This is a genomic window from Epilithonimonas pallida, from assembly GCF_900182975.1.
GTDB classification, from domain to species: Bacteria; Bacteroidota; Bacteroidia; order Flavobacteriales; family Weeksellaceae; genus Epilithonimonas; species Epilithonimonas pallida.
Genome location: NZ_FXUO01000005.1, coordinates 56,000 through 81,866, shown reverse-complemented (window position 1 = coordinate 81,866; position 25,867 = coordinate 56,000). Strand labels below are relative to the sequence as shown.

Genomic DNA, 25,867 nt, shown 5'->3' with positions numbered 1-25,867 from the left:
TGTTACAGTTTTTACAAACCTAAAACATCTTTCATAGAAAAAACCCCTTGTTTTCCAACAATCCATTCTGCTGCAATCACAGCACCCAATGCGAATCCATTTCTGTTAAAGGCTGTATGTTTGATTTCTATCTCATCCACTTCCGATCTGTAGAAAACACTATGCGTTCCAGGAACTTCGTCCTCACGAATGGCAAAAATCCCCAATTCTTTATCCTTGGTCTCATCCAGTTTCCAAGCTTCGTACTTAGAATTCTCAATAATTCCCTCTGCGATGGAAATAGCAGTACCACTTGGCGCATCCAATTTATGAATGTGATGGATCTCTTCCAGCTGAACAGAATATTCGGTAGTTTTTGACATCAGTTTTGCTAAATTTTCATTAAGCGCAAAAAAGAGGTTCACTCCCAAACTAAAATTTGAGCCATATAAAAACGCTGTATCTTGCTCTAAAGTGATCTTCTCAATTTCCGGTTTTTTGTCCAACCAACCTGTTGTTCCGCAGATTACGGGAATATGATTTTCCAAGCAAACTTTGATATTTTCAAAAGCAGCTTCGGGATTTGAAAATTCTATGGCCACATCAGCTCCGTTCAGAGAATCTTTGGTTGGCGTTTCTCTCAATCTTGCAACTACTTCGTGACCTCGGCTTTGGGAAATCTCATCAATTATTTTTCCCATTTTTCCGTAACCTACTAATGCTATTTTCATTTTATAATTGATATAGATTTTTAATTTTAGAATCTGAAAGTTAAAGTCATTCCTGCTTTTGTTTCAAAATTACTGAACTGATCATTGATGATGGAAGGTGTCAATGCCAGATCCGGATCGTGACGGCCTTCGTAAAGATGCGCATCTACAACAGCATCAACAATATTAAGAATATAAATCAAACCGGTAATTCCAATCGCATAATCCCGCTGTCTTTTGGATCTGTCCTGAGCATTACCAAGAACCGTTTTGTCGATTCCGTTAATATTGGAAAACTCGTGGGGCAGACCATTTAATTCCGCAACAAAGGCATTTCTGTATCGCTTGTATTGCTTATCATTCCAAAGCGCAATCCCAACTCCTGTTCCTACTGCTCCCCAAACCAGCGGGATTTTCCAATATTTTTTATTGTAAAATTGTCCAAGGCCGGGCAAAACTGCAGAATACAAACCTGCTTTTGCAGGACTTAGCTTCGTGATTTTTGCAGGTGCATTTTTTTGTTCTATATCACCTAAAACCTGGGCTTCCGACATTGGTTTTGCGGCAGGAATACTGTCCTTTGGAAGATTTTCAACCCGAATAGTATCATTAGGATTAACCTGTGAAAAAGCCAAACAAAAAGAAAAGAACAAAAAAATTGAAAATATTTTCTTCATTTATCTTCTAATGTGAGCCAAAATATTTTCCAGCTCTTCTTCATTTTTAAAATCGAGAACAATTTTTCCTTTTTTCCCATTTGCCGAAGTTTTGATTTCGACATTCACATTCAGAATATCAGATAGATTTTTCTGAGCTTTTTTCACGTGATTAGGAATAATGATTTGCTTTACTGCTTTTTCTTTATCCTGAGGATTCTTCAATTGCGCAGCTAATTGCTCAGCTTGTCTTACATTCAGTTGATCCTGAATAATTTTATTGAACAAAGTCTGACGTTTTTCATCTGTATCCAAGCCCATAATCGCTCTTCCATGGCCAGCCGAAATTTGACCACTTCTGATCCCGTTTTGAATATCCGGCGACAGCTTCAACAAACGAACACTATTGGTAATTGTACTTCTCTCCTTTCCAACGCGTTGGCTAAGATTCTCCTGAGTCATTCCAACCTCATCCAAGAGTCTTTGGTAAGTTAAAGCAACTTCTATCGGATCAAGGTCTTCTCTCTGGATATTTTCTACCAAAGCCATTTCCAGCAATTCCTGATCGTTAACCAAACGGATATAAGCAGGAATAGATTTTAATCCAGCAATCTTAGAAGCGCGGTAACGTCTTTCTCCGGAGATAATTTCGAATTTTTCTCCGTCTTTTCTCAGTGTAACCGGCTGGATGATTCCAAGACTTTTAATCGATTCAGCAAGATCGCTCAATGCTTTTTCGTCAAAATAAGTTCTTGGCTGATTCGGATTTGGGTAAATGTCTTCAATAGAAACTTCTACGATGTTTCCTACCAATGTTTTAGCACCTTCATCAGACGCCGAATTGATATTGGTTTTACTTTCAGCATTTAGAATCGCGCCTAGACCGCGGCCCATTGCTCTTGTTTTGTCTCTCATTTTATAAATGATAATTAATGATAATAGATAAACTTATCTCAAGATCATTTTAATTTTTAACTAATTTTTCGTTCTTCAGCAGTACTTCTTCCGCTAACTGAATATATTGAATAGCGCCTTTGCTTTCCGCATCATATTTCAGGATACTTTCTCCAAAACTTGGTGCTTCGCTTAAACGCACATTTCTGCTGATAATGGTTTCAAAAACCATCTCCGGAAAATGAGAATTAACTTCCTCCACGACCTGATTGGATAATCTTAAACGGCTGTCATACATCGTCAGCAATAATCCTTCTATATCTAAATCCTGATTATGAATTTTCTGAACATTTTTAATTGTATTCAACAATTTACCTAATCCTTCCAAAGCAAAATATTCGCACTGGATTGGAATTATCACAGAATCTGCTGCTGTTAAAGCATTAATTGTAATCAAACCTAAACTCGGTGCGCAATCGATAATGATATAATCATATTGATCTTTAATCGATTTTAATGCTTCGCGCATCATGTACTCGCGATTATCACGATCAACCAATTCTATCTCTGCTGCTACCAAATCTATATGGGAAGGAATAATGTCAACATTGGGAGAACTCGTTGGCAAAATACATTTTGTAGCTTCTGCACTATGTTCCAATAAATTATATGTAGAAAAATTAACTTCTTCCACACCCAAACCTGAAGTTGCATTGGCCTGTGGATCAGCATCTATCAAAAGGACTCTTTTTTCCAAAACACCCAAAGCTGATGCAAGATTAACAGCAGTTGTCGTTTTACCAACTCCACCTTTCTGATTTGCAACGCCTATAATTTTTCCCATAAACAATAATTTAATCATCAAAAATACAATTTTTTACCACTTAGAATGTTTTGAAAAACACAGCCAGCCGTTAAAGTATTGTTAATTAACGAGTTGACAAATAAAAAAATTATCCACATTTCGCTAAAAAATGTGGATAATTATAAAACTCTGATTAATTTGATATCAATATAGCATTGATAATCAATCTATTCGATTCTCATAGAAATTGGCATTCTGAAAGAGGATCTGACAGCTTTACCATTCAATTGAGCTGGCGTCCATTTTGTTTTTATGGATTTTATGGTTCTTTCTGCTTCATTATTAAAATCAGCGTTTTGTCCCGTAACTTTAATATTTGTAATACTTCCGTCTCTTTCCACTACAAAAGTAATAATACCGGAAACCATTCCTGAATGATCAACTGATTCCGTATCAAAGTTCTGAGACACTTTTTGGCGGAAAGCATTGATTCCACCTTTGAAATCCGCGGCAACATCTACTTCAGATCCAGTTCTTATTTTGTCAGGATCTTCTGCCGGCGCAACCGGGGCCATAGTCGGTTTATAAGTATTTGCCGGAGGCCCTGCTTGAATTGGCGGCGCAACAGGAAGCGTAGTTTCTACTCCTGGGGATGTGGTGGAACTAACAGCAGCATTTTTTTTGTCTTCTTCTGTAGGTCCAGGTTTATCATTTTTCACTACTCTTACTGGTGTATAGTTTGTAGATTCCACAGTTTTAACTTTTGGAGGAATAGCTCTAGATTGTTGAATTACAGGCGGCTCATAAATATCAACCGGTGTTAAATCAAATACTGGAGGGCAAGCATGTATAATTTCTGAGTCATTATTTGATATTGCGGAAACAATCAAAGGAATCACTGATAATGACCCAAAAAAAGCAACTCCTACAAGTAATGCTTTTGTTAATTGATTAGAATACTCGTTTCTAAGAACATAAGCGCCATAAGCTTTATTTCTATTTGCAAATACAACTTCGTCCAAGTGATCTTTCCCAAATGCATGTAATAGATTTTTCATAAAAATAAAATAAATTTTAATTAAACGATTGATAACAATTTTAGCAATTGAATGAAAACACATCAAATAACATTCCATTTCACCAACCAAAACCTAAACAAATTATGAAATACATAAATTTTATTCAAAACAAAAATTAAAATTATTATACTTGTATCTTAAAATTATAATTAATTTGATGCAATGAAATTCAAATTGTTTATTTGCTTGTTTTGGTGTTTCTGGATTGGTGCTCAGGAAGGCTTTTTATTGGAAAATACCGAAAAAACTGTTATAAAATTCAAGTTGATTAATAACTTAATTTTCATTCGGATGAATGTTAATGGTGTTGAACTGAATTTTATGCTGGATTCCGGAATATCAGAAACATTACTGTTCAGCCTTGAAAACAAAGAGGTTGATTTTAAAAACATTGAAAAAATCACTTTCAAAGGTTTAGGTGAAACAGTAAGTGTTGAAGCTCTGAAATCAATCAAAAACAATATCAAAATCGGAGAACATTTTGTGGACAGATCCCACACCGTTTTCATTGTACTGGATGAAGATTTTAATATTTCTCAAGATATCGGAATTCCTGTGAATGGAATTATCGGTTATTATTTTTTCAAAAACCATCCTATTGAAATCAATTATAATAAAAAAACAATTACAGTCTATAAAGACAATTCTAAATTTCCGAAACGTATCAAAAAGTATTCTGATTTCCCAATGAGTGTGGAACTCAACAAACCTTACATGTATGCGGATGTGGAAATGAAACACGAGAAACAAAGCTCAAAATTGCTTCTTGATCTTGGCAATACAGATTCGGTCTGGCTTTTTCCTGTTCTTATCAAGGATTTTGTCTATAACCGTCCTAATATTGATGATTTCCTTGGTAGAGGTTTTAGTGGTGATATTTTTGGAAAAAGAAGCAGAATCAACTCCCTGTCGATTGGCAATTTCCAGCTTAATAAACCAATTGCAGCAATGCCGGATGAGTTTTCTATCCAACATCTGAATATTGTTAAGGACAGAAAAGGCTCTATCGGATCGGAAATCCTTCGGCGGTTTTCTGTCATTTTCGATTATCCCGGCAAGAAAGTTTACTTCAAACCTAACCAACACCTGGACGATCCTTTTCTGATTGACGGAAGCGGACTGGAAATAAAACAGGATGGACTAATCTGGGAACAAGAGCAGGTGAAAGTGGAAACCGCGAAAAAAAATTCTGCAGGAAATGAAATCAATGTCCTGGATAACAGTGATAAATTTCAATATAAATTTTCTTTGAAGCCGATTTTTGTCGTTTCCGGAACCAGAAAAGATTCACCGGCGCAGAAAGCAGGAATATTGAAAAACGACCAGATTGTTACGATTGATAATAAAGCTGCTAAAGAAATGACAATGAGCAAGATCCATTCGATCCTGAAAACCGATACCAGCAGAAAAATAAAGCTGGAAGTCAAAAGAAATAATCTCCCGATTAAAGTTGAATTTGTGTTAGAAGACCCAATTCCTTATATAGAGGAATAATTATTGAAACAAAATTTCAAAAAAAACTATGAACGAGACACTAAACAGCATAAGAAACAGACCAAGGTTTAAGCTTTACACCAATCTTTCTCCTGATGAATATGAAGCGAATCTGAGAAAATATCTTGATGAAAACCGGGATAGATTCTATGGCAATATCAACCGGGAAGTAGCAACCATTTTTGTAAAAACTGAAGATGAAAATTATTGGAAACCGAATCTTGCGCTTAGAATCGAAAAAGAAGATGACGTAACCGTTATCAGAGGTATTTTTGGGCCAAGTTCTGCTGTATGGACTTTTTTTATGTTTCTTTATTTTCTTTTTACAGTAGCCTGGATGACATTTTTTACACTTTATTATGTGGAGAAGCAAATCAAATCCAATAATTATCCGTGGGCGCTGCCTTGCTCATTTGTTGTATTAGTTTTTATTGCGTTGACATATGCAGCAGCAAGATTTGGACAACTGAAAGGGAAAGAAGAAATGAATGAATTAAGAAAATTTGCAGAAGAATCTACTTTTCCTATTGAGAAAGAAGACTAATTATTTTATTTTACGGCTTTCTAAAGAATGCTTTAATTTTAGTCCTATTTTCATTAACAGATATTGAAAAGGCTTCTGTCGTTTGTAATACTTTCCAATGAAAATATTCATTGCCCCAAAAAATCGATCAAGATATACTTTATCTTTAACGGTACTTTCGCCTTTGTAATGGAGGAGCGAATATTTCCCATAATAGAAATTCTTACAACCTTTTCTCAAAATAGTATAACAAAGATCTATGTCCTCGCCGTACATGAAGTATCTTTCGTCAAAACCACCAACCTCTTCATAAACCGATCTTTTCAGCAGAAGATTAGCGCCAGTCATGATTTCTACTTCCGCTATTCCAAACTCATCAACATCGTTTCTGTAATATGTTTTTGAATTGTTGTTGAAAGTCGTGAATAATTTTTCGAAGGAATTAATCAAAGCAGGAACCGACCTTTTACTTTCCGGCAAGAAATCACCTTTCAGGTTATGCATTCTAAGACCGAGAGCGCCAAATTTTTCCTGGTTATCAGCAAAGTCTAGAATTTCCTGGAAATAATCCCCTTCAATTTCAGTATCGGGATTAAGTATGTAAACGTATTCTCCTTTAGCCGATTTTACACCAATGTTATTAGCCTTTGAGAAACCATAATTCTTGTCAAGTGCCAAGAAATTAACCTCCGGAAATTCAGAAATCAATGATTTCCAAGTAGAATCCGGAGAATTATTATCTACAACAATAATCTCATATTCAAAACCCTGAAAATATTTTTTAATCGAAAGGATACAGTTTCTCAACAGATCCTTCACTTGATAATGAACAATGATGACACTTACTTTCATTAGCCGGCTTCGTTATAAGCAATCCTGTTGGTAATAGATCTTCCCAAAGAGATTTCATCCGCATACTCCAGCTCATCGCCAACTGCAATCCCTCTGGCAATACTTGAAAACATCACCTGAGAACCCTTAAATTTTTTATAAATATAATAAGCTGTTGTATCGCCTTCCATAGTTGCACTAAGCGCAAAAATCAATTCCTTTACAACACCTCCGTTCAGTTTTTTTTCCACGCTTCCTATTCTTAGCTGGCTTGGGCCAATCCCTTCCATTGGAGAAATCTTACCACCTAAAACCAGATATTTCCCTTTGTATTTCCCCGTATTTTCTATCGCCATAACATCTCTTACATCTTCTACAACGCAAAGTAATTCATCGTTTCTTTTTTCGTCGCTACAAATATCACAAATATCAGAATCTGAAAAATTGTGGCATTCCTTACAATATTTGATATCTGTGACCAAGTTTTGTATTGATGTTCCCAAAGAAATCCCTTGTGAAGCTGGCTGACGAAGCAAATGCAACGCCAGACGAAGCGCAGATTTTTTCCCGATTCCGGGCAAACCTGCAATTTCTTCAACGGCTTTTGATAAAACTTTGCTTGGATAGTCCATTATAAGAAAACAGATTCAAAACAGAAGAATCTGAATAGGAAATTTAGTCTTTATTAATTCTTTTATAAGTCTGAAAACAGAAATCATGATCATTCTTATCGTCTTTGGAATGGCATTCTTCATCCGTTTTCTGCCAAGTTTCCGGGTCGATCTGTGGAAAAAAAGTATCGGCTTCAAAATCTCCGTTAACCCTGGTAATTTCCAATCGATCCGCAAGCTCTATGGTTTGCCCGTAAATATCTCCGCCTCCTATTATAAAAATATCTTCATCAATTTTTTTAGCAAATTTGATGGCCTCTTTCAATGTGGATACAATTAAGATATTTTCCTCAAACCAGTTTTCTTTTCTGCTGACAACAATATTCGTACGGTTTGGCAACGCCTTGCCAATGCTCTCATAGGTTTTCCTTCCCATCACAACAGGGTGATGTTCTGTAAGAGTTTTGAAACGTTTGAGATCTTTTGAAAGATGCCAAATAAGCCGGTTATCTTTCCCCAAAGCATTATTATTTCCTATTGCTGCAATTATCGTAATCATATCTCTACAAATCTAAGATTTTTATGCTTAAATTAAGAAATATTTATGAATTTTTAGTTTTTATATTTTCGTATTTTTGAACATTCCTATTTACTAATAATTTTATTCCTTAAATAAGAATAGATAATATCATACATTAATGAAAAAAATTTTCTTAGCATCTTCTCTTGCTCTTTTGGTATTGGCAAGCTGCAACAAAGACAAAGAAATCCTTAATACCCTGAATGATTATAACATCAATCAGCAAAATAAAGGTTATCATTTTGGAGATAAGCTAAAACTACCTCAGGACGTTTTGGATTATGCAGAAGCCGTTACCATTACTTATAATGATAAGGAAACCAGTAATCTGACAATAGACCCAAACATTTTTTCATTGGGTGAAAATGATGTGACATTCAACATCAAGACAAAAGGTGGTGAAGTTCTAACTCAGGATGCAACCATTAATGTTTTTGCTAAAGTAAAACCCCGAGAGATCTCATACGAAGTTGTCAATCAATATCCACATGATCCTAAGAATTTTGTCCAGGGTTTTCAACTGGATGGAAATACAATTTATGAATCCGATGGACAACATGGTGAATCCAGAATCCTTAAATATAATCTAGGCTCTACAACACCCATTGCAAGTACATCTCAACCCCAGGAAATTTTTTCTGAAGGAAGCGCGATTGTTGGTGATAAAATATACCAATTAACCTGGCAAAACAAGAAAGGATTTATTTACGATAAAAGTTCTTTAAAGCTATTAAGCGAATTTGCTTATCCTGCTGAAATTGCAGAAGGCTGGGGACTAACTTATGATGGAACAAACCTGATCTTATCCGACGGAACAAAAAACATATACTTCCTGGATCCTGCAAATCCATCCAAGGTTGTAAGAACAATTGCTGTTGCGAGCAATACAACAGGTTATGATCAGCTCAATGAGCTGGAATATCACAATGGCGCTATCTATGCGAATGTCTGGCAGAAACCAATTATCCTTAAAATCAATCCTGTTAATGGAGAAGTAACAGGAATTTTGGACTTAACCAATATTGCAAAACAAAATACAACAGGAAACGATGATGTCCTGAATGGCATAGCCTTCAAAGGTGAAAATATGTTAATAACCGGTAAAAACTGGAGTAGAATCTATGAATTAATTATTAAGTAATTCCACAAAAAATAATAAAAGCTTCAAAAATTTTGAAGCTTTTATTATTTTGACTATTGTTGAGGATTCTCAAAATTCTTCACAATAGAATGTTTTATACTCAGTTCAGTATTTTGATAAAGTGTTTTGTTCGCTTTATAAAAACTATTACAAACCTGCGATTTCATCTCATATTCGCCCTGCTCTACAACAATACTTTCTGTTTTCTTTGCACCAACTGGCAAAATGTAATGGTTATTTCCAGAGATGTCCATAGTAAAATCACAGTCTGACTCGTTACTGATAATCAAAACCATGCTTTTGTTAGAAGCATCGGTATTGAATAACTGATTAAGCAGCGAAACGGCCCTTTCCTCGAGAGTTAACTTAGCCTTGATCTGATCGGATTCAAGTATTACATTAGAATTCTTACCGATGAATATTGGCGATATCACATTATTTGTAGCACAGCTTGTTAAAAAACAACTACCTAATAAAAGTAAAAATAATTTATTCATCCTTCAGCCTGAATTTGATATACGTAATTGTTTTTCCCTTGGAAGAAAATAATTCTTCGTAGTAAGTTCTGATGTCTTTCAGCAAAGGCGTATCCGGCTGATATTCTTCCGCGCCATAAATATCATGATGAGAAGTAAGAATCTGGTGGCCAAGACCTTGTAATATTCCTAAAGTGTAGCCGTGCAAAAACTCGGAGTCGGTTTTGAGATGGATGATTCCATCCTTTTTGAGAATGTGTTTGTATTTGTCTAGAAATTCCGGATTGGTAAGCCTATGCTTTGTTCTTCTGTATTTGATCTGAGGATCCGGAAAAGTGATCCAGATTTCGGAAACTTCGTTTTCAGCGAACAGGCTTTCTATCAGTTCTATCTGAGTCCTTACAAAAGCAACATTTTTCAGCCTGTAATGAATTGCTTCTTTGGCGCCAAACCAGAATCTTGCACCTTTGATATCTATCCCGATGAAATTTTTCTGTGGGAAAGCTTTTGCCAAACCAACGGAATATTCTCCTTTTCCGCAGCCTAGTTCTAAAACAATTGGATTATCATTTCCAAAAAACTCAGCCCATTTTCCTTTATGCTTGAAATCATTGATTGCCTCTTCCCGAGTGGGTTGAATTACGTTAGGTAACTTTTTATTTTCCTCGAATCTGGCAATTTTGTTTTTCCCCATTATTTTAAATTTCTACACGTATAAAAAACGTTATAAAAATAAACATTTCCAGATAATTTCAAAAAAATATTTAATAATATTTGAATTTTTTACAAAAAAAACATTATTCTTTTTTGATATTGTCTGTAATCTGCATCAAATGAGAGTTTTGGAGTCTTTTGAGATAAATCGGAAGATACTTTTCTATATAAACTTTGGTCGCTTCATAATTATTCGACTCCAAAAATATCGAAATGTTATCCGAACTGTAAATAAACTGTAAGAAGTTAGGAATCAATTCCTTTGGCACTTTGAGCTTTATGAAATAATCATCTCCAAAATAATCCTGAAGATTTTTTATGCCCTGACTCATTTTTTCATATTTATAATAGCGCTCTTTCTTTTTCTTTTCTCCGGAAATGAGATCAAAAATACTGTCAATGCTAAAACTAAGACCCTGATTGAATGACAAAACAGGAAGCTCGGGAGAAGTTCCATCACCTTTCGGTTCGGGCAAACCAATCATTTTTCTAAGCTCAAAAGCTTTCTCGGAAGACTTAAGCATAGATACATCCTTTCGCAGATTACCTGTCGGTCGGAAGGAACTTATGATCACTTCCTGGATCTCGTAATAAGCAATCTGGAGTTCGACAAAATTTTTACTGAGATTGAGCATCTGCTCTGTTACAGTGATATCTTTTCTTTCTGTTGCAATAGATGTAAACCTTATAATATCTCCTTCTTTTGCCTGTATTCTAAACTCTCCGTTATAATTGGCCAGAACACTTTTATGTGCATTAAGATTGGTAACATACATCTGATTAAGATAAAGACTTGACTTATCTCTGATGTAAATCTCACCGTTAAAGAATTGCCCGTAAACGGATGCCAGGCAAAAAAGCAAAGCAATAGTAAAAATCTTCCTCATAATAATTGGGCAAATTTATAGAGAATTAGAACTAATAGCATTACAAAAAAAAACCGATAAGGTTAAAATTTTATTAAACTTTATCGGCTTTTTGTTAAGTAATTAAAATTAAAATCTTTTTTATAAAATAATTGTTAAAATATCATACTTTAATCAGAATTCCTGTTCTTCAAAAGGATCCAACCAGTATATTTTACAGGTGGTGATTTTTCAAAATCTTTCCATTCCATAATATACCAATAGCTGGAAGTTGATAATACTTTACCTCCTAGTTTCCCATCCCAGATATAATTATTATTGGAATCTCCTTCAAAAAGTTTTTTGCTCAGTCTATCGAAAATCTGGAATTTCACATCGATTTTATACTTAAGGAGCGACATGTCCAAAACATCATTGACTCCATCTCCGTTAGGTGTTATCAAGTTATAAATTTCTATTACCGAAAATTCCTCTTCCACTGGCACACAATTATCAGCAGAAATAACATAAACCTTGTGAAAACCCGATGAAACATTATTAAAAACATTAGAATCCTGATAATTGCCATTATCTAACGCATATCGGTATGGCGGAACTCCTCTTTCTACATTGACTTTTACATTATTTCCATTGATTTCTATGCTTTTGATTTCAGGAAGTTCAGCTGCCTTAATCTCAACATTTTGTTTATATAGACATCCATTAGGAGCGGTAAGAAGAACATAATACTTTCCAATATCCAGATTATTAATCTCTTGACTCAAGCCTATTGGAGAATCAGCAGCATTAAACCATTCATATTTATCAAAACCCGGCCCTGCATTCAGACTTGTTATTGTGTTAGGGCAAATTATTTTATCATTTAAAACAGTTGATTTTGAAGGAATTTTAATATTAATTATCAACTCGACAACAGAATAGCAACCGGCAGTGTTAAAAAACCTCACATATAAAGTCTGTTGCTTGTTAACGCGTATTTCCGAAATATCATTAGCGGCATTAGCTTGTGCATCATTTATTTTAGTATAAAATTTAGCTGTTACGGTTGTGTCTGAAGTAAATAATGTTTTATAATTGTTTAAGTTTTGTATCAGTTTTTCTTTATCAAAATCATCATCACATTCTTCTACAGTGACACTTGGTTTAATTGCAGGATAAAATTTAGATTTTAACTCTATTTTCTGAATGGCAAAACAGTTTTTTACATTACTGATCCGAACATAAACAAAAGTATCGGCAGAACGATATGCTGTGTAATTTTTAATTTCATCACTAGCAATTTCAAAAAGTGCTCCGTTAGAAGTCTTATAATAAGTTTTTTTTGCGGTAGTATCAGCTGTAACATTCGCCTTACTCAGATTATAATCTGCAATCCCGTTGGAAGTACATTCTTGCAGAATATCATCATGAGAAACAACTTGATTTATCCGAACTGTTGCCTGCCCAACTTCACAGTCAGGAATAGATCCGATGCCACAATATGAATATTTAAAAGTATCAATTCCTGAAGTACCTGGATTAGTAGTATATATTATTTCACCATTGGCTTGGGTAGTCGCAATTCCATTCGACGGTGGTATATCTATTTTTACAGATGCCGGGTTATATGTTTGTGTACTCAAACTAAACTTAGGCTTAATAGTAACTGTTGAGCAACCTTCATAATTTGAATTTGTATAAGTTGTACAGTTATAAAATTTAAATTCATCAGTTTTAACTTCTAAACATGATCCTTGCCGGATACGAACTCTATAGATACCTGCCTGTTGAGGATAATAATAAAACTCTTTATTAGAAGGGTATTGACTTGTTACAGGTGCATTAATAAAATTACCGGCACTATTTTTTATCTCCCATTGATAAAAATCAAAACCTTCGGTTACTGCCAGCTTCACTCCAGGCAAACACTCTCCTTCTACTTTCAAGATTACAGGAGTTGAAGAGAATCCTGCAAAATATCCTCCATAGCCAAATGCTTTATTCCCACTTGCAATACCTGCAGTTACGGCTTTGGTTGATTTGACAGTAATGTTTCCTGTAACATTGGGGATAGAATAAGTAACCCATTCTTGATTTGCAGTAATTGTTGAGATATCGTATGGCCCATACTGAGAATCGGGAGTTTCACCGTTAACCGTTACATTGGCTCCTTTTTCGGTAATAATATTTAATTTAGTGTAAAATTCCGGATTATGTGGTTGGTCAGATAGATAATTGATATAACTAATTTCATCAATTTTGCGAGGAAGATAACAGTTAAGTGGCGGGATATAATTCATACCGCCTGTTGCTAGCGGACTGTCTCCAGCCTCAACACCACCAAGCAGTTGATATACATATACATTTTTATTCGTTTTTATATGTAGGTTATAATGCTCATTACCTCTATCAATATAATTTGTTTCCTCTACACGATAATAATCTCCCTCATTAGCCAAGGTTTTAATTGGCGTCGTGGCATCATTTAAATAAATAGATGTATTTTTTTGTGTAGCAACCACAATAGCCCCTTCCATATTATTTCCAATTTTTCCATAACCTTTTACTATCACAAACTCGTCTCCCAGCTTGTTGACAGGAACAGACTGATCCATTAGAATATCAGATCCAGCAGCCGTATTAGAAGCATATTGTCCATTGAAGTTACCATTGGTTATTGAAATAGGTTTATCGGAAGTAATTTTAGCACCTATAAACCCATCCGAATTATCAAGAGCATCAACAGTTCTTACATCCGCTATATAAGATTGTCCTTTATCCAGATTGAAGGTAATACTTGAAGGAATACCCAGTGCCCAAAAAAATATAGGTTTTTTAAAATCGCTAATTGTAACTTTTGTATTATCTTCAGTAGCCAGAACACTCACGGATGCTCCAAAGAAAAGACTTGTTTGTACATTTGGAGCCATTACTGTGTAAAACTGAGTCCCAATACCAGAAGTTCCTTTGGAAGTAATAATCTCAGAATGATTTGTCACACCAAAACGAAGATTTGCAAAACATGGTCTATCACCTTTCACATATAGACCTCTTGTACCAACGATAAAAACATCATCAGGATTTGATGTTATAATGTAATCCCGCGGAATATCTATGACTTTAGGAGATCCTTTACTAATTGTTACCTGATCAATTAAAGTATTATTATTATAGATTGAAACATTGAAAGGTGTGACTTCGTTCGTAGAAAGATGAAGAAATTGCTCAAAACCGTTATTGTTACTTTGACCATCAAACATCGGAGCAAACCAATGTTCTCTATCCAGTTGCGCTAAAATTTTTGCGGTAAAAATAAAAATAAAAACAAAAAATAAAATTTTCTTCATTGTAATAGCCTTCAATATATTACAAATGTAGAAAAAAGGATTTTATTGTAATGTTAACATTAATTTCTATTCTTCAGCAGAATCCAACCAGTAATCTGAACTCGTTTTGGATTCCCGGTTTCATTCCATTCCAGAATATACCAGTATGATGATGTCGATAATGCCCTGCTGTTGAGTTTACCATTCCAGATGAACTGGTTATTTACATCACCTTTGAAAACCAGATTGCCATAACGATCATAAACTTCGAATCTTGGATCGGATTTTGTCAAAAGATCGGAGTAGTCAATAAAATCATTGATCCCGTCATCGTTTGGTGTGATGACATTTTTCACACCAATGATTGTAAAGCTCTGAACTGCAGTTCCGCAGGCATCACGCACGGTAACTATGTGCTGTCCCCTATGAACATTTTCATAAACATTGCTTGTCTGATAAGGCTGTCCATCCAGACTATACTGATAAGGCGGAATTCCGTTTGCTGCGAAAACAGTGACTTTATTACCTTCTATCAAAGCATTATTAATAACTAAATCTTGTGGTTCTGATATTTTGACAAACTGTTGGTAAGTACAACCATTGGATGTCAACTTCACCCAATAATCGCCAGCTTTTTGATTCTTGATTTTATTAACACTGGTTCCTTGTTCTCCATTGCTCCATTCATAATAATCAAAAGCAGGTTCTACTTCCAAATCAGTTGTTGTACTTTTACAGATGATTGTGTCTTTAAGAATACTTGATTTTTTCGGCTGTTTGAATCTTAATTTGAATGAAGAATAATTATCACAAAAATTGCCTGCCTTACTGATTCTTATATAAAATGTCTTTTCGGCTTGCGTCGGGCTTAGGGTTTGCGATTTGCTGATTGATGGCTTATCTGCTTTGAGCTCCGAAATCTTTTCATAGAATTTGACATCGGCTGGATTGAGCGTTTCGGTCGTCATCAGACCAATATAGTCATCCAGATTCACGGTTTTGCTTCCTTTCAGTTCATTATCGCAGACATCAAAGACCGGAATGGTAGCAGGAGCCGGCTGCTGAGGATAGTTCATCTGGAGTTGAGAACCGTGATAGAATCTTAAAGTATAAGCATCCGGTGTACAGCTAAATGCACCAACTTTTACCGTAATATCCTGAGGATTCTGTGTAAATTCAAAATTATTATCGGGATTAATTTGTATTCCGGCCTGTGTATAATATTCAACTTTGAAATTCCCGCTAAAATTGGTGACAATCTGATTCGTAAACTTAGATAATTTTTCTATATATCTTCCATCAAAATCATCATCACAAATCATTATCGGAGATGTGTCAATGATTGCAACCGGCGCTTTTTCTATTTTTACCTGCCCTTGTAATCGACAGCCACTTCCCAACTTAATACTGACACTAAAATTTCCTTCATCATTTAATACATCATAATACGATTGTGTTATAGGTACACTTAACGGAAGACCATCTTTAAACCAATGATACTCTGCAAGAGGATCGTTAATTGAAGGGGTTGGCTGTATCCTATAAGGTATATTTTCACAAAGTGGATCCGCATTATCAAGAGTAAGATCATTTCCTATATTTACATTACCGGTAAAACTACCCGATTTCAGGAAAACAGCGGAATCATAAAGGCCACTTGAATCTCCATGATCAGCAATCACTAATTTTATATGATATTTTACTCCTTTTTGAATATTTGCAATTGCTTTTAAAACCTTAGTTTGTCCATTAAAATTAGTTGGAGTATTTACACCATTAAAACCGCCAAAATATTCAATATTTCTTTCACATAATGTTGCTCCATTAATCGATAAAGAAGTTACGGGAGTGCTGGTTCCTGGAACCAATGCAATATTCTGATAAGGATTAGTCGTATTGGCTTCTTTAATTAAGAATGCAAAAGCATCCGAATAACGACAATTTGTATTTCGGTATTCTTCAGATAAAAACATGTAATCAAAGCTGATTTTATCACTTTGTAGTGAAACAAAATCAAATTCTAAGGATGTAGCATTCAGAATATTATCAGTCGGCAAACCAGATTGTTGTAAAACATCAATAAGGTCATTATCCCCGCCCCAGCCGGAGACAAATTCGCTTTGAAGATTATTATTCGGCCCGGATGCTTTGGATACCCGTCCCGTAGAAAGAATAATACCTTCATCTATTTCAAAGTTACTTGATCCTTTATCAAAATACCCATAGCTAAGATCTGTACCTCCAAAAAGTTCTCCTGTGGCGGACACATTGGAAACAGTAATACAACTTGCATTTTGAGCACCAATAAATTTGTCAACTAAATCCTGAGCTGTATAAGTTATATTGGTATTTATATATTGTGCTTTTGTGTAATTTGTAACAGCCACACAAAAAAAAGAAATAAGAGAGAATAAAAATCTATATGTTCTCATTTAACATAATTGGACTGCAAAATTATTCATTAATTATGACAAAAAAAATCCTGCCATAAAATATAGCAGGATTTTAACTTTTTATTATTTCAAATCTTAAGAAAGAGCAACTCTTACGAATCCTGTAACTTTAAGATCTGCGTTTACAGATTTTACATAGTCAGCAACTGATACACTAGGATCTTTGATAAAATCTTGGTGTACCAAAGTGTTGTCTTTGTAGAATCTCTGCATTTTACCTTTCAGGATATTGTCGATAATGTTTGCAGGCTTACCTTCTTCAGTTAATTTATGTCTTTCGATTTCCAATTCTTTATCGATAGTTTCCTGAGAAACCGCATTCTCATCAAGAGCAATTGGGTTCATCGCGGCAACCTGCATAGAAACAGCTTTTGCAGCCTCTTCAGCACCTTCAGCCTTAGCAGAAAGAGAAGTAATTGCAGCAATCTTGTTTCCAGCGTGGATATAAGCACCTAAGAAAGCTCCCTGAATGCTTTCAAAAGCTCCAATCTCGATTTTTTCTCCGATAACACCTGTTTGTTGGATCAATTTCTCAGCAACAGTTTGCCCGTGGAAATCAGAAGCAAGAAACTCTTCTTTGTTAGAATAGTTGATCGCCTGTTCAGCCAATTCATAAGCTAATTCTACGAAAGCTTCATTCTTAGCAACAAAGTCAGTCTCACAATTCAAAGAGATTACAGCACCTAAAGTATTGTCCTCATTTACTCTAGCGATAACAGCACCTTCAGAAGATTCTCTGTCAGCTCTGTTAGCAGCAACTTTTTGTCCTTTTTTTCTAAGGATATCAATTGCTTTTTCGAAATCTCCTTCAGCTTCGGTTAAAGCTTTTTTGCAGTCCATCATTCCTGCACCTGTTGTGTTTCTTAGTTTTGCTACGTCTGCAGCTACTGGTGTATAAGACATAATATTGATTATTTTTTTATTTAATTGTTGATTCCTCCTTCATGATTTTCAGCGTGCAAATATAGTGATTTTTATAAAAATAATTATCAATAAGAAACAATCTTAATAAAAATAGAATATTGTTATAATATTATCAGATTATGTGAAAAATCGAATTAATTTTTAATTTAAATTTCACACAACATTACAAGATTTGGTTTATTTTTACGTTTCAATTAAAAACAGATCCCCATTTATAATGAAGAAGATATTTTTACTTTCATTTTTTTTAGTTTCCATAAGTATATTTTCCCAAGTCAGCATATTTGAAGCCAAAAGATCTACAGACAGAGCGGTTATAGAAAAATTTATCCGAGACAATCCCAATCACCCCGCTGTTCCGGAACTGAAGCAAAGAATTCTGTCTCTTAAATATGGCGGAAACGCTCAAGTTGCAAAACCAACCGTAACTCCTATGACAGAAAATAAAATTGAAAAAACCTCAAAGATAGGAACAACAGCGGCAAAAGGTGAACCCTCTGAACAGGCAAAAAATACGGCAGCAGTTCTTACAAGTCTTTTCAACAATGATCCTAACAAAAAAGAAGCTATTGTCCAATTTGTCAACAAATCCAAATGTGTGCTTGTTATCAAAATCAGTGGGAAAAAATTCTATAACCTTACTGTTCCTGCCAACGGACAAAATTATATTTTGGTTGACAAAGGAAGCTATAATGTTTCTACTTCTATTTGCGATGCAACTTATAACCAGAATAAAGCCTTCACAAAAGATCTTATCATTACACTGAATGGTGCAAAATAATTAACTTATAAAATATCTTATTGAAATTATTATCCCTCATATTAATATTAACTTCAGTTCTCACTTTTTCTCAAAAAAAAATCGGACTGGATTCTTTGCAGATGAGAGATATCCAGGAAGTTTTGGGTGACGATTACGGCAATATCTATTTATATAAGAAGAAAGATTTCAGCCTGACAAAATATGACTCGGTTGGGATTCAACTCGGGAAAGTAATGATGACTTTTCCTTACAAAATCCAAAGCGTGACCAATCCTCTCAACATTGTCATGTTTTCTGAAAATGCCCAGGAAATTAAATTCCTGGATCAAAATCTGAATGAGATACAGAAAATCAATCTAAGTTCAAATTTTGGTTTCATAAGAGCTGTGTATGCGGAAGACTTACAATTTGCATGGCTATTGGACGATAGTAACAAAACACTTATTCAATACAACTTCAGAAGCAATTCTGTCATTAATTCTTTTCCATTCAACATCAACCTTCAGTCGTTAAAGGACTTCCTTGTCTATAATAATAAGATTTATATTCTTCGTGAAAATGCTTTTGAAGTTTATAATACAAAAGCCACATTATTATTTTCGGAAGGTATTAATAATGCCAGAAAACTAAGCCGGAACAATGATGATATTCTAATATTCGGAAACCAAAGCATCACAAGATTTGACGGTAAAACCATTACTGAAATTTTCCAAAATCAAAATGCAAAAATTGTGGATAAAAATAACTCCGGATTTTTGGCACTCATAAAAGACAAACTTTATCTTTACAACCTTAAATAATTAATAATTGATCTTTGATAAATCATTGTAACTTTATCATCGATTATCACTCATCATTTATCAATAATTAGAACAATGCATATTGCTGTTACAGGAAATATAGGTGCCGGAAAAACAACTCTTACAACAATGCTGTCAAAGCATTACGGTTGGGAAGCACAGTTTGAAGATGTAGATCACAATCCTTATTTGGATGATTTTTATGGCGATATGTCAAAATGGAGTTTTGCACTTCAGATTTACTTCTTAGGAAGCAGATTCCGTCAGGTAAAAGAGATCCGTGAGAGTGGAAAAAATGTAATTCAGGACAGAACGATCTACGAAGATGCCCATATTTTTGCAGAGAATCTTGCAGAGATGAGCTTACTTTCTGAGCGTGATTTTAATAATTATTTATCCGTTTTCCAGCTGATGAAAGACTTTGTTTCGGCACCGGATTTGCTAATCTATCTCAGAGCAGATGTCCCGACTTTGGTAAGACAGATTTCCAAAAGAGGACGCGAATACGAAGCAGGAATCAGCATTGACTACCTGTCAAAACTGAATAACAAATATCAAAACTGGATAGAAAATTACAAGGAAGGAAAACTTCTTATAATAGATGTTGACAATCTGGATTTTGTAGAAAAACAAGAAGACTTCGGTTATATCTTGGAAAGGATTGATGCAGAGTTGAATGGTTTGTTTTAAATTATTTGGCCGATAATTTTCTACAGCCATAGGAGATTATAACCGCCAAACTTTTTAACACCACAACAACTTATGATCAAAGTAATTCATAATAATCAATGTCCCAAGTCCAAAGCTATTTTGGAATATCTGGACGAGAATGATATCAAATTTCAGATCATTGATATCAATAAAGATCCTTTGAGCTTATTTGAGTTGAGAACCTTATTTAAAAAACTCAACAAAAGACCAAGCAAGATTCTTAAAAAATCGACAGACCTTTTTAAAAAATATTTTTCTGAAAACGAAGTTGTAAATGAGGAAAAAGCGTTGGAAGTCATTGCTCATAATCCGGAATTGATACAATGTCCTATTCTTATAAAAGGTAAAATTGCAATGCCGGGAAACCCTATAGAAAATGTAAAATTCTTCATTGACAATTAACACTCAACAACTTAGATAATCTTAGCGTGAAATATTAACAATCAATATTTCACGCTTTCTTTTTTAATAATTATTTTAAAATTATTTGTCTGAATGAAAAATAATCCGTTATTTTGCACTCTCAAATATTCATTAGTCAAAAGAACATCGAGATATGTCAAGAATTTGCCAAATAACAGGTAAGCGTGCAATGGTAGGAAACAATGTTTCCCACGCTAATAACAAAACGAAAAGACGTTTTGAAATTAATTTACTAGAGAAGAAGTTTTATCTTCCTGAGCAAGAAAAACATGTTACTCTAAGAGTATCTGCTCACGGATTAAGAGTAATCAATAAGATTGGTATAGAGGAAGCACTTGAAAGAGCTGCTAGAAACGGATTCATTAAAAACACTACTAAGTAATGGCTAAAAAAGGTAACAGAGTTCAGGTAATTCTAGAATGTACTGAGCACAAAGAAAGCGGAGTAGCAGGAATGTCAAGATACATTACTACAAAAAATAAAAAGAACACTACAGAAAGATTGGAGCTGAAAAAATTCAATCCTGTTCTTAAGAAATATACAGTTCACAAAGAAATTAAGTAATTTATAAAAATATTTTACAATGGCAAAGAAGGTAGTAGCAACACTTCAGGGTGGAGCTGGTTCAAAAAAAATGACGAAAGTAATCAAAATGGTTAAGTCTGATAAATCAGGGGCTTACGTTTTTGAAGAAAAAGTAATGAACGCTGACGAAGTTGACGGATATTTGAAAAAATAATCCCGCAATCGATACAATATAAAAACTACTCTTTCAGGGTAGTTTTTTTGTTTATCTTTGTTTCTGATAAAATCATTTAACGATTTATCCTTAATCATTTATACATCCAATGAGTTGGTTTAAAAAAATATTCAAAAAAGAAGATAAAGAGACACTTGATAAAGGTTTGGAAAAATCCAGTCAAGGTTTCTTTGATAAAATATCCAGAGCCGTTGTCGGAAAAAATACTGTAGATGATGAAGTTCTTGATGATCTGGAAGAAGTACTAATTGCTTCTGATGTTGGCGCAGAAACAACGATCAAAATCATCAAAAGAATAGAAGATCGCGTTGCAAGAGACAAGTATGTTAATGTTACAGAATTGGACAATATTCTTCGTGAAGAGATTTCCGGACTTCTTTTAGAAAATCCTCATATTGATACAGATAATATTGATACCAGCAAAAAGCCTTATGTGATCATGGTAGTCGGCGTTAATGGTGTTGGAAAAACAACAACCATCGGAAAGCTGGCTCATCAGTTCAAATCTCAGGGATTGAAAGTTGTTCTGGGAGCAGCGGATACTTTCCGTGCGGCAGCTGTGGATCAATTAGTCATCTGGAGCGAGAGAGTTGGTGTTCCAATCGTAAAACAAGGTATGGGTTCTGATCCAGCCTCGGTTGCATTTGATACAGTTCAATCTGCGGTTGCTCAGGATGCCGACGTTGTCATCATTGATACAGCAGGAAGACTCCATAACAAAGTAAATCTAATGAATGAGCTTTCTAAAATTAAACGAGTGATGCAAAAGGTTATTCCGGACGCACCTCATGAGGTTTTATTAGTTCTTGACGGTTCTACGGGGCAAAATGCATTTGAACAGGCAAAACAATTTACAGCAGCAACCGAAGTTACCGCATTAGCCGTTACAAAACTGGACGGAACAGCAAAAGGAGGCGTCGTAATAGGCATTTCGGATCAGTTTCAAATTCCTGTTAAATATATAGGCGTAGGTGAAAAAATCGAAGATCTTCAGATTTTTAATGGTATGGAATTTGTAAATTCATTCTTCAGAAAAAGATAATATACTAAACCAAAATATTAACATTAAAAATTTAAACTATGGGTATTTTAACTTGGATTATTTTCGGACTTATTGCCGGAGCCATCGCAAAAGCTATCCATCCTGGGAAAGATCCCGGAGGATGGATTATAACAATTATCATCGGAATTCTGGGAGCTATGCTTGGAGGCTGGCTTGGATCAATGCTTTTTGGTGTTGATGTGACAGGATTCAACTTTTCCAGTTTTTTGGTAGCAATCGGAGGATCTGTTCTTTTATTATTTCTATATAGAATGGTTGCAAACAAATAAATATTTATTAATAATTCAAAAACACTTAAGCGTCGATATAATCGGCGCTTTTTTGTTACTAAATATTCAAAAAAAATCATATATTTGAAGAGAAAAATTAAAAAAATATGAAGAAAATCTTTACTCCCCTTCTTTCTTGCGCGATGATAACCGGTGCTTTTGCACAGTGGTCACCCACATCTATGAAAGGAGAAAAACTTCGTGACACAAAGGTCACCAATTTCTATTCTTTGGATCTTAATGGTATAAGGTCGCAACTGGCAAATGCTCAGGAAACAGGAAAAAACAGCAAACCTGTCATTATTAATCTTCCAACTCTTGATGGTAAGATCGAAACATTTGCAGTTTATAGTTTACCTGTTGTTGAGAAATCTATGGCTGACAGATACCAGTTGGGGTCTTACGCGGGTACTAAAGTTGGTGATCCAACGGTATATGTCAGATTTAGTGTATCTCCTTATGATCTACAGGCGATGATGTTCAGAAATGGACAATACGAATTCATCGAGCCTCAAAATAAAGATAAATCTGTCTATGGCGTTTTTCCAAAAAGCAATAAGCCAAGTGAAGGAAAAGCTTTTGAATGTAAAACATCGGAATCTTACCTGAGCAAAAAACAATTGGATGCATTAGCCAATTCAACAGATTTTACTCACAGTGTAACAGAATTCAATAAAGCCAGTGATAAAAAATACAGAACTTACAGACTGGCAATCTCTGTAACAGGAGAATACACACAATATTTTGGGGGAGTGAGTCAGGCTGCTGCTGCTATCAATGCGACAATGACAAGAGTGAATGGTGTTTTTGAGAAGGACTTTGCAATTCATATGAATGTTCTTGATCTTCCCCAATTAATTTATACTGATCCTAACACAGATCCTTATTCACCGGCATCAACTGGTGCTGGTGGTGCCTGGAATCTTGAAGTACAAAAAACATTAACAAACGTTATTGGAAATGCGGCTTATGATATCGGACATCTTTTCGGAAGATCCGGAGGTGGTGGAAGTGCCGGTGATATTGGTAATGTTTGTCGAAATCCTTCTAATGCCAGTGATGATACTTCAAAAGGTTCCGGTTTTACATCTCCGGGAACAGGTGGTCCAGAAGGTGATAACTTCGATATAGATTATGTTGCCCACGAAATGGGACATCAGTTTGGTGCTGACCATACATTTTCGCATGCAATCCAGAGTTCGCCTTACAATACCGCTCATATGGAACCCGGCTCAGGATCTACCATTATGGGTTATGCGGGGATTACCAGTGCAGATGTTCAGCCACATTCCGATGCGTATTTTCATGTAAGAAGTGTAGAGCAAGTTCAAACCTATGTTAATGGCCAGAATTGTGACGTCAGTACAGCTATTACAAACAATCCACCGGTAGTTGCAACATTGCCAAGCAAGACAATTCCTAAGGGAACGGCTTTTGTGTTAACTGCTTCTGCAACTGATGCGGAAAATGATCCTATTACATACACCTGGGAAGAGTATGACAGATCCACATCTGCCGTGACAACAGTTACCGGAAACAATACTGCAGGTCCTAAATTCAGATCTCTTACTGGTTCTGCATTGCCATATAGATTTTTCCCTAAATTAAGTAACGTTCTGAATGGCACTCTGTCCAGCGCTACAGATTGGGAAGCTGTCTCTAATGTGGCAAGAACCATGAACTTCAGAGTCCTTGTAAGAGATAACAATGCAGATATCAAACAACAGCAGACACAGATTGGATCTCAAACAATCACAGTTGGAAATGATGGTCCTTTTAAAGTTACAAGCACAAAAGTCTACAATAATTCTCCGGCTGCATTCACTTGGGATGTTGTCAATACTAATGCTTCTCCTTACAATGTATCTGATGTCAAAATTGATTATACAAAAGATAACGGAGCAACATGGGCAGTGCTATCAGCATCAACTCCAAACGATGGTTCTGAAAATTTAAGTTTTACAGGAATCCCAACAAATTCTCAGATTATCGTAAGAGTTTCTGCAATTGACAATGTATTTTACGCCGTAGGAAAAGTGACGGTTTCTGCAATGGTAAATTGTGATGGAACAGCTCCTGCCGGACTTACAGCTAATAATATAACTCAAACAGGAGCAAAAATAGATTGGGATGCTGTTGCCAATGCAACTTACATTTTAAGATATAAAAAAGCTGCTGATGCCAATTGGACAGAAGTTAATAATCTTACCACAAATACTTATACCATTTCGGGATTAACACTTAACACACCTTATAATGTAACGGTTGCTACAATCTGTAGCGGAAATGTTGGAACCTATGCTACAACAGACTTCACAACAAAAGGTATAGAATATTGTACAGCCGGAGCAACAAGCACCAGCTTTGAGAAAATTTCAAATGTGACTTTTGCCAACATTACCAATAACTCTACTTCCACAGCAGGTTATGAAGATTTTACATCTGTGACCGGGAATGTAACTGCAGGGCAGTCTTACAGTTTCTCTGCTACATTTACAGGGACTTCTTACGATGCCGATCAGGTTCTGGTATGGATTGACCTTAATCAGGATGGTGATTTTGAAGATGCAGGCGAGTTAGTATTAACAACGGCTAAGAAAAAATCACCTTGGACGGGTAATATTACAATTCCTGCCAATGCTTTATCAGGAAAAACAAGAATGAGAATTCGTTTACATGATTCGTCGTTAACACCAAATTCTACACCTTGTGGAACTTCCAGCTATGGACAAGTAGAAGATTATAGTTTAAATATTGGACAATTAGCTGTTGCAGATGTTAAGAAAAACAACATCAGTGTTTATCCAAATCCTGCAACGGACATCATTAACATCTCTAATGTTTCTTCCAAAACTACATATGAAATCTATTCTGTAGGTGGACAATTGGTAAATCAAGGAACAACTGATGGAAAAGTAAATGTTTCTAAATTGACAAAAGGTGTTTACATCTTAACTGTAGAATCTAACGGAGAGAAATCTCAAACTAAATTCATCAAGAATTAACACATTTAAACCTCAATAAAAAATCCCCGAAT

27 protein-coding genes are annotated in these 25,867 nt (G+C 35.1%); 13 read left to right on the top strand and 14 right to left on the bottom strand.

The genetic code is table 11. The features are described 5' to 3' along the window. Positions 1-11: 11 nt before the first annotated feature. The 5 genes from dapB to QOL71_RS10810 form a co-directional block, all read right to left on the bottom strand. The gene (dapB, locus tag QOL71_RS10830; protein ID WP_283416942.1) at positions 12-710 is read right to left on the bottom strand and encodes a 4-hydroxy-tetrahydrodipicolinate reductase; all 699 of its coding nucleotides are present in this window, start codon (positions 708-710) and stop codon (positions 12-14) included. A gap of 26 nt (positions 711-736) precedes the next feature. Beyond that, a complete protein-coding gene (locus QOL71_RS10825; protein ID WP_283416941.1) occupies positions 737-1,366 on the bottom strand; it encodes a DUF5683 domain-containing protein in 630 nt (209 codons plus the stop codon). Beyond that, positions 1,367-2,260, bottom strand: coding sequence for a ParB/RepB/Spo0J family partition protein (locus tag QOL71_RS10820; RefSeq protein WP_283416940.1), 894 nt, complete (start codon positions 2,258-2,260; stop codon positions 1,367-1,369). A gap of 49 nt (positions 2,261-2,309) precedes the next feature. Further along, complete coding sequence (locus tag QOL71_RS10815; protein ID WP_283416939.1) at positions 2,310-3,083, bottom strand: ParA family protein; 774 nt, start codon at positions 3,081-3,083, stop codon at positions 2,310-2,312. Positions 3,084-3,271: 188 nt separating this feature from the next. After that, positions 3,272-4,102: an energy transducer TonB gene (locus tag QOL71_RS10810; protein ID WP_283416938.1), complete on the bottom strand. Its 831-nt coding sequence runs from the start codon at positions 4,100-4,102 to the stop codon at positions 3,272-3,274. Positions 4,103-4,285: 183 nt separating this feature from the next. On the opposite strand from QOL71_RS10810, the gene QOL71_RS10805 reads away from it, so the two are divergent. Then, positions 4,286-5,617 carry a PDZ domain-containing protein gene (locus QOL71_RS10805; protein ID WP_283416937.1) on the top strand — a complete coding sequence of 444 codons (1,332 nt, stop codon included), beginning with the start codon at positions 4,286-4,288 and terminating at the stop codon, positions 5,615-5,617. A 28-nt stretch (positions 5,618-5,645) separates the two neighbouring features. Beyond that, the gene (locus tag QOL71_RS10800; RefSeq protein ID WP_283416936.1) at positions 5,646-6,161 is read left to right on the top strand and encodes a hypothetical protein; all 516 of its coding nucleotides are present in this window, start codon (positions 5,646-5,648) and stop codon (positions 6,159-6,161) included. Here QOL71_RS10800 and QOL71_RS10795 read toward each other — a convergent pair whose 3' ends face one another. The 3 genes from QOL71_RS10795 to QOL71_RS10785 are packed head-to-tail and all read right to left on the bottom strand — an operon-like array spanning position 6,162 to position 8,141. Further along, positions 6,162-6,992: a glycosyltransferase family 2 protein gene (locus QOL71_RS10795; protein ID WP_283416935.1), complete on the bottom strand. Its 831-nt coding sequence runs from the start codon at positions 6,990-6,992 to the stop codon at positions 6,162-6,164. It abuts the gene before it with no gap. Continuing rightward, entirely contained in the window at positions 6,992-7,603 is a 612-nt protein-coding gene (recR, locus tag QOL71_RS10790; protein ID WP_283416934.1) for a recombination mediator RecR, read from the bottom strand. The genes QOL71_RS10795 and recR overlap by 1 nt, the downstream gene beginning before the upstream one ends. A 43-nt stretch (positions 7,604-7,646) precedes the next feature. Next, positions 7,647-8,141 carry a dihydrofolate reductase gene (locus QOL71_RS10785; protein ID WP_283416933.1) on the bottom strand — a complete coding sequence of 165 codons (495 nt, stop codon included), beginning with the start codon at positions 8,139-8,141 and terminating at the stop codon, positions 7,647-7,649. A 139-nt stretch (positions 8,142-8,280) separates the two neighbouring features. On the opposite strand from QOL71_RS10785, the gene QOL71_RS10780 reads away from it, so the two are divergent. Beyond that, entirely contained in the window at positions 8,281-9,303 is a 1,023-nt protein-coding gene (locus QOL71_RS10780) for a glutaminyl-peptide cyclotransferase (RefSeq protein ID WP_283416932.1), read from the top strand. A 53-nt stretch (positions 9,304-9,356) separates the two neighbouring features. Here QOL71_RS10780 and QOL71_RS10775 read toward each other — a convergent pair whose 3' ends face one another. The 6 genes from QOL71_RS10775 to tsf all read right to left on the bottom strand — a co-directional run bounded on the left by QOL71_RS10775 (position 9,357) and on the right by tsf (position 18,020). Beyond that, the gene (locus tag QOL71_RS10775; RefSeq protein ID WP_283416931.1) at positions 9,357-9,800 is read right to left on the bottom strand and encodes a DUF6759 domain-containing protein; all 444 of its coding nucleotides are present in this window, start codon (positions 9,798-9,800) and stop codon (positions 9,357-9,359) included. Beyond that, on the bottom strand, positions 9,793-10,473 hold the full coding sequence (gene trmB, locus QOL71_RS10770; RefSeq protein ID WP_283416930.1) for a tRNA (guanosine(46)-N7)-methyltransferase TrmB: 681 nt from the start codon (positions 10,471-10,473) through the stop codon (positions 9,793-9,795). Before trmB ends, QOL71_RS10775 begins: the two co-directional genes overlap by 8 nt. A 103-nt stretch (positions 10,474-10,576) precedes the next feature. Continuing rightward, a complete protein-coding gene (locus QOL71_RS10765; RefSeq protein ID WP_283416929.1) occupies positions 10,577-11,380 on the bottom strand; it encodes a hypothetical protein in 804 nt (267 codons plus the stop codon). 149 nt (positions 11,381-11,529) lie between these two features. Then, positions 11,530-14,685: a T9SS type B sorting domain-containing protein gene (locus QOL71_RS10760; protein WP_283416928.1), complete on the bottom strand. Its 3,156-nt coding sequence runs from the start codon at positions 14,683-14,685 to the stop codon at positions 11,530-11,532. 59 nt (positions 14,686-14,744) lie between these two features. Further along, complete coding sequence (locus tag QOL71_RS10755) at positions 14,745-17,096, bottom strand: choice-of-anchor L domain-containing protein (RefSeq protein ID WP_283416927.1); 2,352 nt, start codon at positions 17,094-17,096, stop codon at positions 14,745-14,747. Positions 17,097-17,192: 96 nt separating this feature from the next. Then, on the bottom strand, positions 17,193-18,020 hold the full coding sequence (gene tsf, locus QOL71_RS10750) for a translation elongation factor Ts (RefSeq protein WP_283416926.1): 828 nt from the start codon (positions 18,018-18,020) through the stop codon (positions 17,193-17,195). 238 nt (positions 18,021-18,258) lie between these two features. Between tsf and QOL71_RS10745 the strand changes: the two genes are divergently transcribed. The 10 genes from QOL71_RS10745 (at position 18,259) to QOL71_RS10700 (ending at position 25,835) form a co-directional block, all read left to right on the top strand. After that, positions 18,259-18,822, top strand: coding sequence for a DUF6759 domain-containing protein (locus QOL71_RS10745; RefSeq protein ID WP_283416925.1), 564 nt, complete (start codon positions 18,259-18,261; stop codon positions 18,820-18,822). Between the two features lie 20 nt (positions 18,823-18,842). After that, the gene (locus tag QOL71_RS10740; RefSeq protein ID WP_283416924.1) at positions 18,843-19,604 is read left to right on the top strand and encodes a hypothetical protein; all 762 of its coding nucleotides are present in this window, start codon (positions 18,843-18,845) and stop codon (positions 19,602-19,604) included. Positions 19,605-19,679: 75 nt separating this feature from the next. Next, positions 19,680-20,294, top strand: a complete 615-nt coding sequence (locus tag QOL71_RS10735) for a deoxynucleoside kinase (protein WP_283416923.1) — start codon at positions 19,680-19,682, stop codon at positions 20,292-20,294. A 72-nt stretch (positions 20,295-20,366) separates the two neighbouring features. Beyond that, positions 20,367-20,717, top strand: coding sequence for an arsenate reductase family protein (locus QOL71_RS10730; protein ID WP_283416922.1), 351 nt, complete (start codon positions 20,367-20,369; stop codon positions 20,715-20,717). Between the two features lie 154 nt (positions 20,718-20,871). Beyond that, positions 20,872-21,120, top strand: a complete 249-nt coding sequence (gene rpmB / locus QOL71_RS10725; RefSeq protein WP_120212588.1) for a 50S ribosomal protein L28 — start codon at positions 20,872-20,874, stop codon at positions 21,118-21,120. After that, entirely contained in the window at positions 21,120-21,302 is a 183-nt protein-coding gene (gene rpmG, locus QOL71_RS10720; RefSeq protein ID WP_027384735.1) for a 50S ribosomal protein L33, read from the top strand. Before rpmB ends, rpmG begins: the two co-directional genes overlap by 1 nt. Positions 21,303-21,321: 19 nt before the next feature. Continuing rightward, positions 21,322-21,477, top strand: coding sequence for a DUF4295 domain-containing protein (locus QOL71_RS10715; protein ID WP_120212587.1), 156 nt, complete (start codon positions 21,322-21,324; stop codon positions 21,475-21,477). A 109-nt stretch (positions 21,478-21,586) separates the two neighbouring features. Continuing rightward, entirely contained in the window at positions 21,587-22,540 is a 954-nt protein-coding gene (gene ftsY, locus QOL71_RS10710) for a signal recognition particle-docking protein FtsY (RefSeq protein ID WP_283416921.1), read from the top strand. A 38-nt stretch (positions 22,541-22,578) separates the two neighbouring features. Then, positions 22,579-22,830, top strand: coding sequence for a GlsB/YeaQ/YmgE family stress response membrane protein (locus QOL71_RS10705; RefSeq protein ID WP_283416920.1), 252 nt, complete (start codon positions 22,579-22,581; stop codon positions 22,828-22,830). A 107-nt stretch (positions 22,831-22,937) separates the two neighbouring features. Further along, positions 22,938-25,835: a reprolysin-like metallopeptidase gene (locus QOL71_RS10700; RefSeq protein ID WP_283416919.1), complete on the top strand. Its 2,898-nt coding sequence runs from the start codon at positions 22,938-22,940 to the stop codon at positions 25,833-25,835. Positions 25,836-25,867 lie beyond the last annotated feature (32 nt).

Bases quoted from the DNA above. Each gene is read 5' to 3' on its own strand.
- QOL71_RS10800 (WP_283416936.1), top strand. From the start codon at position 5,646: ATGAACGAGACACTAAACAGCATAAGAAACAGACCAAGGTTTAAGCTT.
- QOL71_RS10775 (WP_283416931.1), bottom strand. From the start codon at position 9,800: ATGAATAAATTATTTTTACTTTTATTAGGTAGTTGTTTTTTAACAAGC.
- QOL71_RS10745 (WP_283416925.1), top strand. From the start codon at position 18,259: ATGAAGAAGATATTTTTACTTTCATTTTTTTTAGTTTCCATAAGTATA.
- QOL71_RS10765 (WP_283416929.1), bottom strand. From the start codon at position 11,380: ATGAGGAAGATTTTTACTATTGCTTTGCTTTTTTGCCTGGCATCCGTT.
- trmB (WP_283416930.1), bottom strand. From the start codon at position 10,473: ATGGGGAAAAACAAAATTGCCAGATTCGAGGAAAATAAAAAGTTACCT.
- QOL71_RS10795 (WP_283416935.1), bottom strand. From the start codon at position 6,992: ATGAAAGTAAGTGTCATCATTGTTCATTATCAAGTGAAGGATCTGTTG.
- QOL71_RS10815 (WP_283416939.1), bottom strand. From the start codon at position 3,083: ATGGGAAAAATTATAGGCGTTGCAAATCAGAAAGGTGGAGTTGGTAAA.
- rpmG (WP_027384735.1), top strand. From the start codon at position 21,120: ATGGCTAAAAAAGGTAACAGAGTTCAGGTAATTCTAGAATGTACTGAG.
- recR (WP_283416934.1), bottom strand. From the start codon at position 7,603: ATGGACTATCCAAGCAAAGTTTTATCAAAAGCCGTTGAAGAAATTGCA.
- tsf (WP_283416926.1), bottom strand. From the start codon at position 18,020: ATGTCTTATACACCAGTAGCTGCAGACGTAGCAAAACTAAGAAACACA.
- QOL71_RS10705 (WP_283416920.1), top strand. From the start codon at position 22,579: ATGGGTATTTTAACTTGGATTATTTTCGGACTTATTGCCGGAGCCATC.
- ftsY (WP_283416921.1), top strand. From the start codon at position 21,587: ATGAGTTGGTTTAAAAAAATATTCAAAAAAGAAGATAAAGAGACACTT.
- QOL71_RS10700 (WP_283416919.1), top strand. From the start codon at position 22,938: ATGAAGAAAATCTTTACTCCCCTTCTTTCTTGCGCGATGATAACCGGT.
- QOL71_RS10820 (WP_283416940.1), bottom strand. From the start codon at position 2,260: ATGAGAGACAAAACAAGAGCAATGGGCCGCGGTCTAGGCGCGATTCTA.
- QOL71_RS10730 (WP_283416922.1), top strand. From the start codon at position 20,367: ATGATCAAAGTAATTCATAATAATCAATGTCCCAAGTCCAAAGCTATT.
- QOL71_RS10810 (WP_283416938.1), bottom strand. From the start codon at position 4,102: ATGAAAAATCTATTACATGCATTTGGGAAAGATCACTTGGACGAAGTT.
- QOL71_RS10715 (WP_120212587.1), top strand. From the start codon at position 21,322: ATGGCAAAGAAGGTAGTAGCAACACTTCAGGGTGGAGCTGGTTCAAAA.
- rpmB (WP_120212588.1), top strand. From the start codon at position 20,872: ATGTCAAGAATTTGCCAAATAACAGGTAAGCGTGCAATGGTAGGAAAC.
- QOL71_RS10755 (WP_283416927.1), bottom strand. From the start codon at position 17,096: ATGAGAACATATAGATTTTTATTCTCTCTTATTTCTTTTTTTTGTGTG.
- QOL71_RS10785 (WP_283416933.1), bottom strand. From the start codon at position 8,141: ATGATTACGATAATTGCAGCAATAGGAAATAATAATGCTTTGGGGAAA.
- dapB (WP_283416942.1), bottom strand. From the start codon at position 710: ATGAAAATAGCATTAGTAGGTTACGGAAAAATGGGAAAAATAATTGAT.
- QOL71_RS10760 (WP_283416928.1), bottom strand. From the start codon at position 14,685: ATGAAGAAAATTTTATTTTTTGTTTTTATTTTTATTTTTACCGCAAAA.
- QOL71_RS10805 (WP_283416937.1), top strand. From the start codon at position 4,286: ATGAAATTCAAATTGTTTATTTGCTTGTTTTGGTGTTTCTGGATTGGT.
- QOL71_RS10735 (WP_283416923.1), top strand. From the start codon at position 19,680: ATGCATATTGCTGTTACAGGAAATATAGGTGCCGGAAAAACAACTCTT.
- QOL71_RS10780 (WP_283416932.1), top strand. From the start codon at position 8,281: ATGAAAAAAATTTTCTTAGCATCTTCTCTTGCTCTTTTGGTATTGGCA.
- QOL71_RS10825 (WP_283416941.1), bottom strand. From the start codon at position 1,366: ATGAAGAAAATATTTTCAATTTTTTTGTTCTTTTCTTTTTGTTTGGCT.